Source organism: Achromobacter xylosoxidans, from assembly GCF_001457475.1.
GTDB classification, from domain to species: Bacteria; Pseudomonadota; Gammaproteobacteria; order Burkholderiales; family Burkholderiaceae_B; genus Achromobacter; species Achromobacter xylosoxidans.
Genome location: NZ_LN831029.1, coordinates 1,126,780 through 1,140,732, shown reverse-complemented (window position 1 = coordinate 1,140,732; position 13,953 = coordinate 1,126,780). Strand labels below are relative to the sequence as shown.

The following is a 13,953-nucleotide window of genomic DNA, read 5'->3' as shown; positions in this document are numbered from 1 at the left end:
TCACGTCCCGGGCGCCGTGGTGCCGGCTTCCAGGTCCAGCAGACGCCGGGCGAGGCGCAGCAGCCGAAAGAGCTTGACCAACGCCGTGTCGCTCAAGCGCCTTGCGCCGCTGCCATGGCCTTGGCTCTGGCCGTGCAACAGGGTCGGCAGGTCGGCGGCGAGCTGCGCGCCGTCCAGGCCCGCTTCGGCGACGGGCTGACCCGTCAGGGAAGTGAGCAGCGTCAGCACCGCGCGGCCGAGCGGCGACGGGGCTTGGCCGCGGGCGCGGCACGCAAACCCGATGCCATCGGCGCGATCCTCGATGCACTCGTCCAGGCCTGCCTCCCCGGCGATCTCGCGCGCGAACTGCGCGATGTGGATGCGCAGCCGATCGGGCGTGTCCAGGCCGGCGTCGATGTACCAGACGTCGGAGATCGGATAGAGTCCGCCGGCTTGCACCGGGATGGACTGCAGCACGCTCGCCGAGAAGTCGGGCGGCAGCGCATCGCCCAACTGGTCGGCGACCATGCGCCGGATCGATTGGAGCCGTTCTGTCGTCGGTGCTGGCGAGACGATGTGCTCGCGAAGCAGATCGCCCGGTGCGGCCGGCTGGCTTCCCGTGGCCGCTTCGCCAACCGCCGTGTCGTCGTGGCGCAAGGTGGGCTCGGACGCCGGAGGGCTGGCGGGTGGAGGACCGGCCGCCGCTGCAGGCGTGGCGATGGACGATGCTGCGCCCGGCGGAGTCGGCGTGCCGGCGGTGGGCGAAGGCAACGCCGGCTGCGCCGCAGGTGGCGTCGGGTCACTGACCAGCGCCCGGTGGCGGCTTTCCGATTCGGTCAGGTCCAGCGCCAGCACGTCGTAGCCGATGCCCAGCAGCTCGGACATCTGGCCGATCAGCTCGTCTTGCACGCGCTGCGGCGCGAACTCGTCGCCCTGCGTGTCGAACTGCGCCAGCACCTCCTGAAAGAAACTGTCGAAGTCCAGCGGCAGCGAACGGTCCTTGGCGTAGTGCTCCCAGGTGCGTTTGCAGGCCGTGCGCATGACCGACAGCCGCTCGACCTGGTGGCGCCCCAGGCCGCCATAGAGCACAGTGGGAATGGCGGGCAGCAGGTAGCGCACCGCGTCGGCCATGCGGGTGATGTGCGACCGCTGGACGGGGAAGCCATCGGCCGCCAGGCGGCGGGCCAGTTCCGACTGGCTCAGGGCGGCGCCGCTCTCCTGCTCGTAGAACTCCCGTGCTTTCTCGACGCCGAGCGCGCGCTCGATGAACGTGAGGCCGCCGCGCAGTTCGTTCTCGGCAAGATGCCCGGTCAGCGCGACGATTTCACCGCGCTCCGGCCATGGTCGGAACAGGCACGATATGCGGAAGAAGCGTTCTTCCTTGGTCTCCGACCAGAGTTCGCGCAGGATCGCCAGTCGCGTGTTGCCGCCGTTGCGGATGATGTAGTGGTCCTCGCCGGGCCTGCGCGTGATGGCCGGCGCCGCGTCCAGGCCGCGCTCGCGGATGGATGCCTTGATTTCCTCGTAAGCCGGGTTGCGCTTCATGCGCGGGTCATGGTCGTAGGGCCGCAACTGGTCCAGCGTCACGACCATGGGCGTGTCCGCGATCGGGTCGCTCAAGGCCGTAGCCGCTGGGCCGCTGCGCTCGAAGCCGGCCGCGAGCAGCTTGCCTGCCATGTCCTGCGAGGTCATGTCAGCCATGGCCGCACCCCTCGCAGTCCCCACGACCGCCGGCCGGCGCCATGCGGGCCTCTCGCTCGGCGCGGCGGATCTGCGCACGGGCGTTCAATTCGGCCCGGTGGTCACTCGCTGTCGAACTCGTGTAGATCGCCGCGCAGCCGGCCTTGGTGAACTTGAGGTGCCCGCCCGGCGTGCGCTTGACGTGCCAGCCCTCACCGACCGCGAACTCGATCAGGGCGCGCAGCCGCTTGTGGCCGCGGGCCAGCTCATGTGCGTTCGCCATGGGGCCTCCCAGGATCAAGAGGTCGCTGCGGGCGGCCGGATACTTGAGCCAGTCGGTCCTGCCATTGCGGGAACAACTCGCTGGCGAGCGCGCGCATCGTGTCGAGCGCGGCAGGGGCGACTCTGCCGGGCGGCTGGCGGTGCTCGACCCGATGCACCGGCAGGCCGCGCGTTGCGGCACGTGGATACGCTTCTATGGCCGGCACGTCGGTGGCGAGCACGCGGATGCCGGCGCTGTCCTGGAACAGGTCGCGCAAGGCCTGCTGGATCAGCCGTGCGTTGGCGGACACCGGGTGGACGCGGTTGATGAGCAAGTGCAGCGGCGGCGGTTCGATGCCCAGGTGCCGGTACGGCGCAATGTCTTCGAGCAACTGCATGGTGCCGCGCCGCAGCTCGCGTGCCGCGAGGATCTCCGGCGTGACGGGCGACAGCGCGAGATCGGAGGCGAGCACCGCCATCTCCAGCAGCACGGAACGCGCGCCCTGGGTGTCGATCAGCACCAGGTCGTAGAGGGGAGCAAGTGCTGGCAGCAGATGCCGCAACCGCAGGCGGCCATCCGGCGCATGCAGCAACAACGTGTTCAGCTCGCCCCGGTGGTCGTCGGACAGCACCAGGTCCAGGCCCGCGATGATCGTGCGGGACACGAGCTGGCCAAGGTCGCGCTCGTTGAAGGCCAACAGCTCATAGATGCCGCCCGGCGCGCGCTGGGTCAGTTCGTAGTAGGAGGACAAGGTGGGCTGCACGTCGAGATCGAGCAGCAGCACGCGCAGGCCCGCGTCCGCGGCGAGCCCGCCCAGGTTGGCGGCCGTCGTGGTCTTGCCGACGCCGCCCTTCGTTGAAATGATGGACACGACCTGCATGGCGCTCTCCGGCTGGGAATGGGAAGTCCGCGGGAGAGCGGGTCAGGTCCGGTGGTTGAGGCGCTCGGCGATCCACTGGTCGATTTCGATCGAATCCCAGCCGACAGCGCGCACGCCCAGGCGCAGCGCCTGAGGGAACTGGCGCTTCTTCATCAGGTTGTAGATGTGGGCGCGTTTGAAGCCGGACTTCGCTTCGACTTCATCGAGCCGCAGGATGCGGCGCTCGTTCGGCGGGAGTACAGGGGTCTGCGACATGGCGGTCACTCCTGAACGCTCGGTGGCGTTTGTTGGCGTGACCTCTATTCAATAGACCTGGCTGCGGAAAGACATTGCAAATGCAATCTCCGCGATTGCACATACAAGCTGGATAACCTCATGCGCTTGCGCTACGAACGTACCTCTTAGCGTTGGCGAACTTTCCGTTTAAGGTGCGCTCAGTGATGCCCATGGTGCCGCCGTAGTGGGCGACCAATGCAGAGACAAGGGCCTCCTGCGTTTTGAAGCTGGAATAGGGCACGCCTGAAGGCGACTGGCTCAGCATCAGCGTCAACATCCCTCCAATGATGTTGAGATAGGTCGTTTCCGCCCGTTCGCTGATCTCGCATTGCTTGGATGCCAACAGCACCGAGGATTGCTTGAGTAGCGTGTCGTGCTGCTCCTGCAGTTCTCGCATCTCACGTCGGGCTTGTTCAAGCGCGGCCTGAAGGGCCAGCCGCTCCACGAGGATCGCCTGTCCTGTTTCCATGGTGATGAAAGGATGCGCCATGCGTTCGCCACGGCTGAACAGAAATCCTGGCCGGTGCTCGGGATAGTGGGTGCGCATCCAGCGTTTTAGATCGACATGGCGAACAGTCAGATCCAGAGAATTGAGCAGGTTCGGATCATTGAGCGTGATCCCGTTCTTGCCGTAGGGCAGCTCTCCGTTGAGGATGCCGTCATAGATACGTTCCGAGTGCAGCCGGCACTCATTCCATCGAGGGCAGTTCAGCGACCGAGGCAGGACACGCGGTGACGCGATCGTGGCCAGGATCATCGGGAGATACCGCAGCAACCCAGCCCATCGGATGGCCGCCTCGATGGGACGATAGAACACCTTTGATGTTGAAATGTCCTTGTGCATGTCTTCGTCTCCTTTCGGGTGCGCTACATCACCGGCTCCTTTCTTGCCCAAGGGCTGTTGTGTCGTTATGGCCTGCGACGGACGCTTGAGGCGATGCCCTAAGCGAAGGCGGAGGAGGCCATTGGCGTCCGCCGCAGGTGGCCTTGTCTTGCTTGATATGCAAGAATCGATCAGTTGCCGGCCCATCGAGCGATGAGGACGCAAGCTCGATATTGGCGCTCACGGTACCAGCGTCATAGGTGGCGCAAAGCCCATCAAGACCGATTTGGTATGGTCTGATATCCAGACGGTTCAAGACCAGCGAGTTGAAGCGTTCGACGCCCCTACGTCCAGTTGGGGACTGGAAATCAGCGGTTAGTGATGCATCGCTCCACATGCTGATATATCGACAAAGTATCTGCCGCAGTACCAGTGACCCTGCCAGGTTGCCCCAGCACATAGGAGACGGAGATGGCTGAACATTCCCATGAACATCAACATCACACATCCGGTCAGATGGGTAAGCACGGCCGACCATACGCCAAGTTCTGGGTGAACATGGTGTTGGGCCTCGTCGTCATGTACTTCGTAATGTTCAGCATGATCGACGGCGCCAGGGACTTCAGAAACAATCTCAACATGCTCTACATGGCGGTCACTATGTGGGCGCCAATGGGCATCTTCATGCTAGCGACAATGCCCGGCATGTTTCCAAACCGGCGGCTCAATCTCGTGCTGTACGGCTTGTTTGCCGTTCTCACACTCGGTTCTTTTGCCGCTACCCGTGCTCAAACCGGAATCGGCGATCGACAGTTCATCGCGTCTATGGTCCCGCACCATTCGGGAGCGATCCTCATGTGCCGCGAGGCGCAGCTCTCAGATCCGGAACTCGTCAACCTATGCCAAGCGATTTCCGATGGCCAGCGCGCGGAGATCGAGCAGATGAACCGGATTGCTGCACGCCTTCGTTGAGGCTGGCTGCCACTACACTGGCGCCGCGTTGCGCTCCGGCGAAGTTAGCCGCAGCGATGTAAAGATGAGTACTTGCGGTGTTCCGATGCCGGCGGTTGTGTCCTACAGCCGTCCAGGTGCCAGGTAGTCCACGCGACACCACCCCGCGCTGCCTGCGGAGCGAGCGCAAGTCATGATCGTCGCAAGTTGGAGTTCGATAGCGAACCCGCTCAGCAGCTGGACGCATCAGGCGTAACGACGGGTGGATGGATCATCCTTGGACGCTGGTGGAAGTGGTTGGATGAACTTTGTTGCCGAGGGCGAAAAACAAGGCTATAATTGAGTTCTTCGCTGATCACCACAGTGGAGAAAGTGATTGGGAAACAGAGACTTAGCGCTCTAGTGCATGACTCGTCTCCCGCTCCAAATACAAAAAGGAAGCACCGGCCTATACCGAGCTTCCTTTTTTCTTGCAGTACTGGCGCAATGGCAGAGTGGTTATGCAGCGGATTGCAAATCCGTGTACGTCGGTTCGATTCCGGCTTGCGCCTCCAGTACCTTCCCTGCAATCCCCCCTGCATCTCGTTACCCATCCCTACGCCCGGTCAATCGATTGATTGCTATGGTGACGCCGTTTTCATTTTTTGACGACGCTCCCATGCTCAACAATCAAAAATCCCGCCGCCCCTCCCCTACGTTGTTGGCATTGTCCACCGCCGCCTTGATGACGCTGGCGCCGCTGGCCGCCGAAGCGGATTCCGATCGCCATCACCATCGCCATGGACATGGGCATGGCCGCGGCGAGTATAAAGAGAAGTATTGGGATGGCGCCTGCGAAGTCGAGCGCAAATGGAAACGCAACGGCGACTATCGCGAAAAGCGTAAATGCCGCGACGACTACCGCTATGGCTACGCGCCCCAGCCGGTTCTGGTGCCGGCGATGCCGGCGCCCGCCATCGTCATCAACCCGCCCCCCATCATCATTCGCCCCTGACCATGGACCCCTTGGTGAAAGACGCCATTGCCCGCTGGCCCGACGTGCCGGCGGTATTCGGCTGGCTGTCGCTGGACGCGCGCGGCCGCTGGCGTCTGCATCCCCAGGGACAGGCCGCGCAAGGCGGCGGGGGCGAATCGATCTCCAACCCGCAGATCCTGGGATTCATCAACCGCAATTACGAACGCGACAACGATGGCCGCTGGTATTTCCAGAACGGGCCGCAACGCGTGTTCGTGCGGCTGGACGCGGCGCCATACGTGCTGCGCCTGGGCGATGATGGCGGCAGCCTGGTCACGCATACCGACGCACCGGTCGATACCATCACCGCCTGGTGGCTCGATGACGCCGGACAGTTGTATGCCATGGCGCCGCAAGGGCCCGGCATCGTGCTGGACCGCGATCTGCCCGCGCTGATGGACCGTTTGACCACGTCCGACGGCGTGCCATTGCTGGACGCCGTGGAATCGCTGGCAGGCTCGCATCACTTGCCCGTCACGCTGCCCGGCGTCTATCCCGCCGCGCCATTGCGGCAGGTCGAGCGCGCCGACGTGCCGCTGGTGCTCGGCTTCCAGGCAAATCCCACCGCCTGAATCTCACCCCCCACTGCGGCCGCGCGCCGCGCCGCATGCCGTTCAGAACATGCCATTGCCATTGGCGGACTGCTCGGGGATCGGCTGGACCGCGTCCCAGTGCTCGACGATCCTGCCCTTTTCGAGACGGAAGATGTCGATGATGGCGTTGCCGCGCGTGCCCGGCTCGCGCACCGCGTGCACGTGCAGGATCACGTAGTCGCCATCGGTGAAGACACGCTTGATCTCGCTTCTGGACTGCGGGTACTTGTCGCGCAAGAAGGCGACGAACTTGCGGAATCCCTCGGGCCCGTCGGCGGCGTTGGGGTTGTGCTGCACGTAGCGGTCGCCCAGATAGCGCAAGGCGGCATCCGCGTCCTTCTGGTTCAGGCCCTTCTCGTAGAAGGCCAGCACGGCCGCCTTGTTGGCGGCTTCCTGCTCGGGCGAGGCCTGGGCGGTGGACGACAGGGCGGCCGCGAACAGGACGGCAGCAAGGACTCGCATAACGGGTGACATGGGATCTCCAGGTAAGCCAAGGCGGCCGGCCCATTCTAGGGCCGGCCGCGCCGGGGACGATGCCCAATCCAGTAGACAGTTTGATGCGCGGGGCGATCAGCCGCGGCCGCTCTTGAGCAACGCGAACTTGCCGTCGCCCAGCAGCGCCAGCACCGCGGCAGCCACGGCCAGGAACACCGGGTATTCCCAGCCGCCGCCCGGGTTGCCGAAACCCCAGCCGTTGCCGAAGTGGACGCTGGACGCGACAAACAACTGCACCGCCGCGATCACGGCGATCCAGCGCGGCCACACGCCGAGGATCAACAGCGCGCCAGCGCCAATTTCAAAGAAGGTCACGGGATAGGCCAGCCAACCGGCGAACCCGATCTTGGCGAAGAACTGCGCGGTGCCCGGCAGCGTGAACACCAGCAGCTTGGTCAAGCCGTGGGCCAGGAACATCACGCCCAGCGCGATGCGGAGCAAAAGCGCGGCATACGGCGCGGTACGGGTATCGATCATTGCATTCTCCGGGAGCGAATCGCCCAGGACGGGAAGATTCTTGATGGCCGCTATTCTTGCGATTCCAAAAACAAAGATAAACATGCAAAATCGCAACTTATTGTTCCCCATTAGGAAACAATCATGGACACCCATACCGCCATGCAGACCTATGTCCGGGTCGTCGAACTGGGCTCCTTCGCGGCGGCCGCCGACAAGATGGGCCAGGCGCGCTCGGTGGTGACCCGGCAGATCGCCTTCCTGGAAGAGAAGTACGGCGTGCGCCTGCTCAATCGCACCACCCGCAAGCTCAGCATGACCGACGCCGGCCGCGCCTTCTACGAGCGCGTGCGGCCGATATTGGCCGAAGTGACCGACCTGGAGTTGTCGCTGCAGGCCGAAGGCCAGGCTCCGAGCGGCCGCCTGCGCATCAGCGCCCCGGTATCGTTCGGCATCCTGCACCTGGGCCCCGCCATCGCGGAATATCTGCTGCGCTATCCGGACGTGGTGATCGACCTGGACCTGAACGACCGCGTGGTCGATCTGGTCGAGGACGGCTATGACGTCGCGGTGCGCATCGGCCCGCTGCAGGATTCATCCCTGGTGGCGCGGCCGCTGGCCCCGCAGCAACTGTTGGTGTGCGCCGCGCCGGCCTACCTGGAAAGCCATGGCGTGCCCCTCGTCCCCGAAGACCTGAAACAGCACCGCTGCCTGCACTATGCCTACGCCAGCACCGGCAACGAATGGCATTTCGAGAAGGACGGCGTCAGCCACCTGGTGCGGGTCAACGCGGCCTTGCGCGCCAACAACGGCGACGTGCTGCGCACCGCGGCGCTGGCCGGGCACGGCGTGATCCTGCAACCGGAATTCCTGGTGGGCGATGACGTGCGCGCCGGCCGCCTCGTCGCCCTGCTGCAGGACTATGTCCACACCCCGATTTCCATGTACGCGGCCTATCCCCATCGCCGCTTCCTGTCGCCCAAGGTGCGTTCCTTCGTCGAACACCTGGAAACGCGCTTCGGTGGCAACGCGCCGACTCCGCCCGCGCGGCGCGCCAGCCGGCGCCGCAGCCGTTAGAATCGTATCCATGACCGCCAAATCGCCCCTCGAATATTTCCCCGCGCCGCGCCGTGCGAATTTCTGCAGCCAATGCGGCTCGCCCGTGAACCGCCGGGTGCCCGAGGGCGACAACCGCGAACGTGACATCTGCGACCACTGTGGCGCCATCCATTACCAGAATCCGCGCCTGGTGGTCGGCACGGTGCCTGTGCTGGACAACCGCGTGCTGCTGTGCCGCCGCGCGATCGAGCCGCGCTACAACACCTGGACGCTGCCGGCCGGCTTCATGGAACTGGGCGAAAGCACCGCGCAGGGTGCCGGCCGCGAAACGCTGGAGGAATCCGGCGCCCGTATCCGCCTGGGCGACATCTACACCATCATCGACGTGCCGCAGATCGAACAGGTGCACGTCTTCTACCTGGCCGAAGTCCTCGGCCCCGAGCTGGATCCCGGCCCCGAGAGCCTGGAAGCCCGCTTCTACGACGAGGCCGACATTCCCTGGGACGACCTGGCGTTCCGCACCGTGGCGACCACGCTGCAACGCTACTTCGAGGACCGCAAGCGCGGCACGTTCGGCCCTCACCACTACACCTTAGAATCGCACCGTTGAAGCTGCCCTGGCTCGCCGCAGACACGCCGTTCCCGCCAGCTGAATTCGCCCTGACGGATCCGGACGGGCTGCTGGCGGCTGGCGCGGACCTGTCCATCGATCGCCTCGTCCAGGCCTATTCCAACGGCATTTTCCCGTGGTATTCCGAGGGCGAGCCGATCCTCTGGTGGAGCCCCGACCCGCGCATGGTGCTGGCCTGCCAGGACTTCGCCCCCTCGCACTCGCTGCGCAAGCTGCTGCGCCAGGTCGCCAGCCACGAACACGAGGCCGCGCCGCGCATCGAGGTACGGGTGGACACCGCCTTCGCCACCGTCATGGCCGAATGCGCCGCGCCCCGCGAGGGCCAGCCGGGCACCTGGATCACCGCCGCCATGCGCCAGGCATACCGCGCCTGGCACGAAGCCGGCTACGTCCATAGCGTCGAAACCTGGATCGACGGCGAACTGGCGGGCGGCTTGTACGGCATCAGCCTGGGGCGCATGTTCTTCGGCGAATCGATGTTCACGCGCGCGCCCAACGCCTCCAAGATCGCGCTGGCCTACCTGGTGCGCTATGTCAGCGCCCAGGGGGTGCAGTGGATCGACTGCCAGCAGCAGACACGGCACCTGGCCAGCCTGGGCGCCCGGCCGATCCCGCGCTCGCGCTTCCTGGCGCACATCCGCGCGGCGACCTCGCGGCCCGCCATCGCCTGGGCGCCCGGCAGGCTGGACAGCACCGGGCGGCTGATTCCGTTCGCGGCCTCGGCAGGCTAGCCGCGGCACGACGGGCGCCGCCATGGCCGCGGCGTTCATGCGTCCCTGGCCACATCGGATCGCGGGTTAAGCGTTACTATGTAGTCGTCCCCGTCACGGACTTGGCGCCGGACACCGGGATTCCAAATGAGCCAGCTAAAAGAATTACCTTTCTCCACGCTGCAGTTCTACGCGACCGCGCCCTACCCTTGCAGCTACCTGCCGGGACGCCAGGCCCGGTCGCAGGTCGCCGCGCCCGGCCACCTGATCAATGCCGGCACTTATTCGCAACTGGTCGAGCAGGGCTTTCGCCGCAGCGGCCTGTTCACCTATCGCCCGCATTGCGACAACTGTCACGCCTGTGTGCCGGTGCGGGTCGATACCGCCGGCTTCGCGCCAAACCGGAGCCAGCGCCGGGCCTGGCGCGACCACCGCGACCTGCAGTCGTTCGTGGCGGAGCTGGCCTGGTCGCCCGAACACTACCGTCTCTATACCCGCTACCAGCAAGGCCGCCACCCAGGCGGCGGCATGGACGAGGACAGTCGCACCCAGTACGCGCAGTTCCTGCTGACCAGCCGCGTCAATACCCGCCTGGTCGAATTCCGTGACCCGGGCGGCGTGCTGATGATGGTGTCGATCATCGACGTGCTGGACGACGGCCTGTCGTCCGTCTACACCTTCTACGACCCCGACGTGCCTGGCAGCCTGGGCACCTACAGCATCCTGTGGCAGATCGAGCAGTGCCGCACCCTCAACCTGCCCTGGCTCTACCTGGGCTACTGGATCGAGGACAGCCGCAAGATGTCCTACAAGGCAAGCTTCCATCCCGCCCAGTACCTGATCGACGGCGCCTGGGGCGAGCCTCCGGCGCCGGCCGGCGGCGCCGACGATCGCGCCGCCTGATCCGCGGCGGCGGGCGCGCCCAAAGACGTTCTACAATCCCGCTCCATGTCGATCCTCTTCCACGCCTATCCCCTGGCCCGCCCGGCGCTGTTCGCCATGGACGCGGAAACCGCCCACGAAGTCACCCTGTCGGGGCTGCAACGGGCCTATGAATGCGGCGCCACGCGCAAGCTCCTGCATGCGCAGCCCAAGGCGCCATGCACGCTGATGGGCATGCATCTGGCCAACCCCATCGGACTGGCGGCCGGCCTGGACAAGAATGGCGCGTATATCGACGCCCTGGGCAACCTGGGGTTCGGTTTCATCGAAGTGGGCACCGTGACCCCGCGCGCGCAACCCGGCAATCCCAAGCCGCGCATGTTCCGGCTGCCACGCGCCAATGCGCTGATCAATCGCCTGGGGTTCAACAACCAGGGCCTGGACGCATTCCTGGCCAACGTGCAGCGCAGCCAATGGCGCAAGCAGGGCGGTATCCTCGGCCTGAACATCGGCAAGAACGCCGACACGCCGATCGAGCGCGCGGCAGACGACTACCTGATCGGGCTGGCGGGCGTGTACCCGCATGCCGATTACGTGACGGTGAACATTTCGTCGCCCAACACCAAGAACCTGCGGGCACTGCAAGGCGGGGACGAACTCTCGGCGTTGCTGGGGCAATTGGCGGACAAGCGCCGCGCGCTTGAAGACCAGCACCAGCGGCGCGTGCCGATGGCGGTGAAAATCGCCCCCGACCTGACGGTCGAGCAGATCGACGCCATTGCCGACACCCTGCCCCGCCACGGCATCGATGGCGTCATCGCCACCAACACCACGCTGTCGCGCGACGCGGTCAATGGCATGGCGCACGCCGAAGAAGCGGGCGGGCTGTCCGGCGCGCCGGTGCATGAACTGTCGCTGGCGGTGATCCGGCGCCTGAAGGAGCGCCTGGGCGACAGCCTGGCGATCATCGGCGTGGGCGGGGTGCTGTCGGGGCAGCAGGCACGCGAGAAAATGCAGGCCGGCGCCGATGCCGTGCAGCTCTATACGGGACTGATCTATCGCGGCCCCGCCCTGGTGGGCGAGTGCGTGCGGGCCGTCCGCCGCTGAACGGCAGCCTTGCGCGCCAACTACGGCACGCGGACGACAGGCAAAAAAAGAGGCCACCCCGAGGGGTGGCCCTAATTCCAGCTCTGCTCTGTCACTCAACAGTACTACATAACTGCAATTTGCGCAGCACCGCTGCGCCAAATACTTAGGCGCTGCGGCGGCTGCGGCTGGCGACCTTGGTGGCGGCGTCGGCGGCGTCCGTCGCCGCCTTGAAGGTCGCGTTGGCGGCGGCGTTCAGGTTCGACTCGGCGACTTCGGCGGCCTGCTTGGCGGCCTTGGTCAGCGAATCGTAGGCGCTGTTGGCGGTGGCCAGCGAGGACTTGATCAGGGCGACGGCGCTTTCCGAACCCGTGGGGGCGTTCTTGGAGAACTGCTCGACGGCGTCGGTCAGCTGCTGCTGGCCTTCGGCGATCTGTTCTTCGGTCAGCTTGACCAGGTTGCCCTGCACGCCGGCGACGATGTCATACACGTGCTTGGTGTAGGCCAGGGCCTTTTCGGCGCCCGGTTGCAGCAGGCCCGAGGCGAACGCCGCGGCTTCCTGCGGATCCTTGACGTCGGCGGCTTGCTGCGACTTCTGGGCGACTTCGTCCAGGGTGGCGCGCACGACCTTCAGGTTCAGTTCGACCAGCTTTTCGAAGCCGGCGAACACAGCCGACTGGGCGGCCACGAAAGTGTTGATGCTGGCTTTTTGACGGTCCAGGACTTGTTGCGGGATAGCGCTCATAGAATTGCTCCTTTTAGGGGTAGCCGGAGGCTGTCCGGCAGGTAAGGATGGTGTCTGCGACGAAATAAGGAACGTGCGCGGAAACTGGTACTACAAGCTACCGCCGGCCCGTTTGATGCACTGCACAATTGACATTCTACGGGCCAAAAAAACCTTGTCAAGCAATATTGGTGCAACGCAACAACTATTTGCACATTAACAGTGCAGGCGCCGGTGCCGATTTGATCCAGCACAAGGATTTCCCATGATTCGGGAAATACCGGACATGACGGCGTATCAATTCTTTTCTACACTGCTTGCACGCTGATGACAGACAAACACAAACGATAAGTCAGCGGTCAAAAACACATCGCAGCAAGCAAAACCCTGCAATTGGAGACTTCATGACCCTCATCCCCCGCACGCTTTCGGCCCTGCTCGCGGCCAGCGCCATGCTCGCGGCCGGCGCCGCCCACGCGGAATATCCGGAACGCCCCATCAACATGGTGGTGCCTTTCGCCGCAGGCGGCCCGACGGACAACGTCGCGCGTTCGCTGGCTGAAGCCATGCGGCAATCCCTGGGCCAGACTGTCGTGGTCGAAAACAAGGGTGGCGCGGGTGGCACGATCGGCACCACGCAGGTCGCCCGCTCGCAGCCGGACGGCTATTCCGTGCTGCTGATGCACGCCGGCTTCTCGACCGCGCCCTCGCTGTACAAGAATCCGGGGTACGACCCCTACAAGAGCTTCGAGCCCATCGGCCTGGTGGTCGACGTGCCGATGACCATCATCGCGCGCTCGGACTTCCCGCCCAACACCATCCAGGAACTGGCCGACTACGTCAAAAAGAACAAGGACAAGGTCTCGCTGGCCAATGCCGGCATCGGCGCCGCCAGCCACCTGTGCGGCACCATGCTGGTCGAGGCCCTGGGCGTGCAACTGCTGACCATCCCGTACAAGGGCACGGCGCCGGCCATGAACGACCTGCTGGGCAAGCAGGTGGACCTGCTGTGCGACCAGACCACCAACACCACGCAGCAGATCGACGGCGGCAAGGTCAAGGCCTACGCCGTCACCAGCCTGCAGCGCGTGCCCACCCTGCCCAAGCTGCCCACCATGGACGAGTCCGGCTTCAAGGGTTTCGAAGTGGGTATCTGGCATGGCATGTGGGTGCCGAAGGGCACGCCCAAGCCGGTGGTCGACAAGCTGGTCAAGAGCCTGCAGGCCGGCCTGGCCGACCCCAAGTTCCAGGAGCGCATGAAGCAACTGGGCGCGACGGTGCTGACCAAGGAAGCCAACCCGCAGGCGCTGGAGGCCAAGGTCAAGCAGCAGGTCCCGCAATGGGCCGAGCTGTTCAAGAAGGCCGGCGTCGAACAGCAGTAAGCCAGGGGCCCCGCCAGGCGGGGCCTGCGCTGCCTATCGCGCCTGGTGGACATCCTGTCCCCGGCAGTG

17 protein-coding genes and 1 tRNA gene are annotated in these 13,953 nt (G+C 65.0%); 10 read left to right on the top strand and 8 right to left on the bottom strand.

What is annotated here, in order from left to right:
• The 5 genes from AT699_RS05230 to AT699_RS05210 all read right to left on the bottom strand — a co-directional run bounded on the left by AT699_RS05230 (nt 1) and on the right by AT699_RS05210 (nt 3,921).
• Nucleotides 1-1,680, bottom strand: a complete 1,680-nt coding sequence (locus tag AT699_RS05230) for a ParB family protein (protein ID WP_003116838.1) — start codon at nt 1,678-1,680, stop codon at nt 1-3.
• Complete coding sequence (locus AT699_RS05225; RefSeq protein WP_003050422.1) at nt 1,673-1,942, bottom strand: hypothetical protein; 270 nt, start codon at nt 1,940-1,942, stop codon at nt 1,673-1,675. Before AT699_RS05225 ends, AT699_RS05230 begins: the two co-directional genes overlap by 8 nt.
• Complete coding sequence (locus AT699_RS05220; protein ID WP_003098988.1) at nt 1,926-2,801, bottom strand: ParA family protein; 876 nt, start codon at nt 2,799-2,801, stop codon at nt 1,926-1,928. The genes AT699_RS05225 and AT699_RS05220 overlap by 17 nt, the downstream gene beginning before the upstream one ends.
• Before the next feature lie 42 nt (nt 2,802-2,843).
• Nucleotides 2,844-3,056 carry an AlpA family transcriptional regulator gene (locus AT699_RS05215; RefSeq protein WP_003090093.1) on the bottom strand — a complete coding sequence of 71 codons (213 nt, stop codon included), beginning with the start codon at nt 3,054-3,056 and terminating at the stop codon, nt 2,844-2,846.
• 118 nt (nt 3,057-3,174) lie between these two features.
• Entirely contained in the window at nt 3,175-3,921 is a 747-nt protein-coding gene (locus tag AT699_RS05210; RefSeq protein ID WP_003098991.1) for a hypothetical protein, read from the bottom strand.
• Nucleotides 3,922-4,371: 450 nt separating this feature from the next.
• On the opposite strand from AT699_RS05210, the gene AT699_RS05205 reads away from it, so the two are divergent.
• The 4 genes from AT699_RS05205 to AT699_RS05190 all read left to right on the top strand — a co-directional run bounded on the left by AT699_RS05205 (nt 4,372) and on the right by AT699_RS05190 (nt 6,438).
• A complete protein-coding gene (locus AT699_RS05205; protein WP_003098996.1) occupies nt 4,372-4,872 on the top strand; it encodes a DUF305 domain-containing protein in 501 nt (166 codons plus the stop codon).
• Nucleotides 4,873-5,331: 459 nt separating this feature from the next.
• Nucleotides 5,332-5,405: transfer RNA gene (locus tag AT699_RS05200), tRNA-Cys, on the top strand.
• A 68-nt stretch (nt 5,406-5,473) separates the two neighbouring features.
• Nucleotides 5,474-5,845 (top strand): hypothetical protein, encoded by a 372-nt coding sequence (locus AT699_RS05195; protein WP_024067878.1) that lies wholly within the window; start codon nt 5,474-5,476, stop codon nt 5,843-5,845.
• 2 nt (nt 5,846-5,847) lie between these two features.
• Nucleotides 5,848-6,438, top strand: a complete 591-nt coding sequence (locus AT699_RS05190; RefSeq protein ID WP_058207223.1) for a DUF2946 family protein — start codon at nt 5,848-5,850, stop codon at nt 6,436-6,438.
• Nucleotides 6,439-6,480: 42 nt separating this feature from the next.
• Here the strand turns inward: AT699_RS05190 and AT699_RS05185 are convergent, their stop codons facing one another.
• Both AT699_RS05185 and AT699_RS05180 read right to left on the bottom strand, forming a co-directional pair.
• On the bottom strand, nt 6,481-6,933 hold the full coding sequence (locus tag AT699_RS05185; RefSeq protein WP_006389029.1) for a nuclear transport factor 2 family protein: 453 nt from the start codon (nt 6,931-6,933) through the stop codon (nt 6,481-6,483).
• Between the two features lie 96 nt (nt 6,934-7,029).
• Nucleotides 7,030-7,431 (bottom strand): DoxX family protein, encoded by a 402-nt coding sequence (locus AT699_RS05180; RefSeq protein ID WP_006389028.1) that lies wholly within the window; start codon nt 7,429-7,431, stop codon nt 7,030-7,032.
• A gap of 123 nt (nt 7,432-7,554) precedes the next feature.
• Here AT699_RS05180 and AT699_RS05175 point away from each other — a divergent pair, with 123 nt between their 5' ends.
• The 5 genes from AT699_RS05175 to AT699_RS05155 all read left to right on the top strand — a co-directional run bounded on the left by AT699_RS05175 (nt 7,555) and on the right by AT699_RS05155 (nt 11,799).
• Nucleotides 7,555-8,487, top strand: a complete 933-nt coding sequence (locus AT699_RS05175) for a LysR family transcriptional regulator (RefSeq protein ID WP_020924967.1) — start codon at nt 7,555-7,557, stop codon at nt 8,485-8,487.
• Between the two features lie 10 nt (nt 8,488-8,497).
• Nucleotides 8,498-9,079, top strand: a complete 582-nt coding sequence (locus AT699_RS05170; RefSeq protein ID WP_006389026.1) for an NUDIX hydrolase — start codon at nt 8,498-8,500, stop codon at nt 9,077-9,079.
• Entirely contained in the window at nt 9,076-9,831 is a 756-nt protein-coding gene (aat, locus tag AT699_RS05165; RefSeq protein ID WP_006389025.1) for a leucyl/phenylalanyl-tRNA--protein transferase, read from the top strand. Before AT699_RS05170 ends, aat begins: the two co-directional genes overlap by 4 nt.
• A 126-nt stretch (nt 9,832-9,957) precedes the next feature.
• Nucleotides 9,958-10,713, top strand: coding sequence for an arginyltransferase (locus AT699_RS05160; protein WP_020924968.1), 756 nt, complete (start codon nt 9,958-9,960; stop codon nt 10,711-10,713).
• A gap of 45 nt (nt 10,714-10,758) precedes the next feature.
• A complete protein-coding gene (locus tag AT699_RS05155; protein WP_006389023.1) occupies nt 10,759-11,799 on the top strand; it encodes a quinone-dependent dihydroorotate dehydrogenase in 1,041 nt (346 codons plus the stop codon).
• Between the two features lie 145 nt (nt 11,800-11,944).
• Here the strand turns inward: AT699_RS05155 and phaP are convergent, their stop codons facing one another.
• Nucleotides 11,945-12,523 (bottom strand): TIGR01841 family phasin, encoded by a 579-nt coding sequence (phaP, locus tag AT699_RS05150; RefSeq protein ID WP_006389022.1) that lies wholly within the window; start codon nt 12,521-12,523, stop codon nt 11,945-11,947.
• Nucleotides 12,524-12,906: 383 nt separating this feature from the next.
• Here phaP and AT699_RS05145 point away from each other — a divergent pair, with 383 nt between their 5' ends.
• Nucleotides 12,907-13,884 (top strand): tripartite tricarboxylate transporter substrate binding protein BugD, encoded by a 978-nt coding sequence (locus AT699_RS05145; protein ID WP_006389021.1) that lies wholly within the window; start codon nt 12,907-12,909, stop codon nt 13,882-13,884.
• The last annotated feature ends 69 nt before the right edge of the window (nt 13,885-13,953 follow it).

Excerpts from the sequence above, each read along its gene's own strand:
- AT699_RS05230 (WP_003116838.1), bottom strand. The coding sequence starts at position 1,680 with ATGGCTGACATGACCTCGCAGGACATGGCAGGCAAGCTGCTCGCGGCC.
- AT699_RS05225 (WP_003050422.1), bottom strand. The coding sequence starts at position 1,942 with ATGGCGAACGCACATGAGCTGGCCCGCGGCCACAAGCGGCTGCGCGCC.
- AT699_RS05220 (WP_003098988.1), bottom strand. The coding sequence starts at position 2,801 with ATGCAGGTCGTGTCCATCATTTCAACGAAGGGCGGCGTCGGCAAGACC.
- AT699_RS05215 (WP_003090093.1), bottom strand. The coding sequence starts at position 3,056 with ATGTCGCAGACCCCTGTACTCCCGCCGAACGAGCGCCGCATCCTGCGG.
- AT699_RS05210 (WP_003098991.1), bottom strand. The coding sequence starts at position 3,921 with ATGCACAAGGACATTTCAACATCAAAGGTGTTCTATCGTCCCATCGAG.
- AT699_RS05205 (WP_003098996.1), top strand. The coding sequence starts at position 4,372 with ATGGCTGAACATTCCCATGAACATCAACATCACACATCCGGTCAGATG.
- AT699_RS05195 (WP_024067878.1), top strand. The coding sequence starts at position 5,474 with ATGGTGACGCCGTTTTCATTTTTTGACGACGCTCCCATGCTCAACAAT.
- AT699_RS05190 (WP_058207223.1), top strand. The coding sequence starts at position 5,848 with ATGGACCCCTTGGTGAAAGACGCCATTGCCCGCTGGCCCGACGTGCCG.
- AT699_RS05185 (WP_006389029.1), bottom strand. The coding sequence starts at position 6,933 with ATGTCACCCGTTATGCGAGTCCTTGCTGCCGTCCTGTTCGCGGCCGCC.
- AT699_RS05180 (WP_006389028.1), bottom strand. The coding sequence starts at position 7,431 with ATGATCGATACCCGTACCGCGCCGTATGCCGCGCTTTTGCTCCGCATC.
- AT699_RS05175 (WP_020924967.1), top strand. The coding sequence starts at position 7,555 with ATGGACACCCATACCGCCATGCAGACCTATGTCCGGGTCGTCGAACTG.
- AT699_RS05170 (WP_006389026.1), top strand. The coding sequence starts at position 8,498 with ATGACCGCCAAATCGCCCCTCGAATATTTCCCCGCGCCGCGCCGTGCG.
- AT699_RS05160 (WP_020924968.1), top strand. The coding sequence starts at position 9,958 with ATGAGCCAGCTAAAAGAATTACCTTTCTCCACGCTGCAGTTCTACGCG.
- AT699_RS05155 (WP_006389023.1), top strand. The coding sequence starts at position 10,759 with ATGTCGATCCTCTTCCACGCCTATCCCCTGGCCCGCCCGGCGCTGTTC.
- phaP (WP_006389022.1), bottom strand. The coding sequence starts at position 12,523 with ATGAGCGCTATCCCGCAACAAGTCCTGGACCGTCAAAAAGCCAGCATC.
- AT699_RS05145 (WP_006389021.1), top strand. The coding sequence starts at position 12,907 with ATGACCCTCATCCCCCGCACGCTTTCGGCCCTGCTCGCGGCCAGCGCC.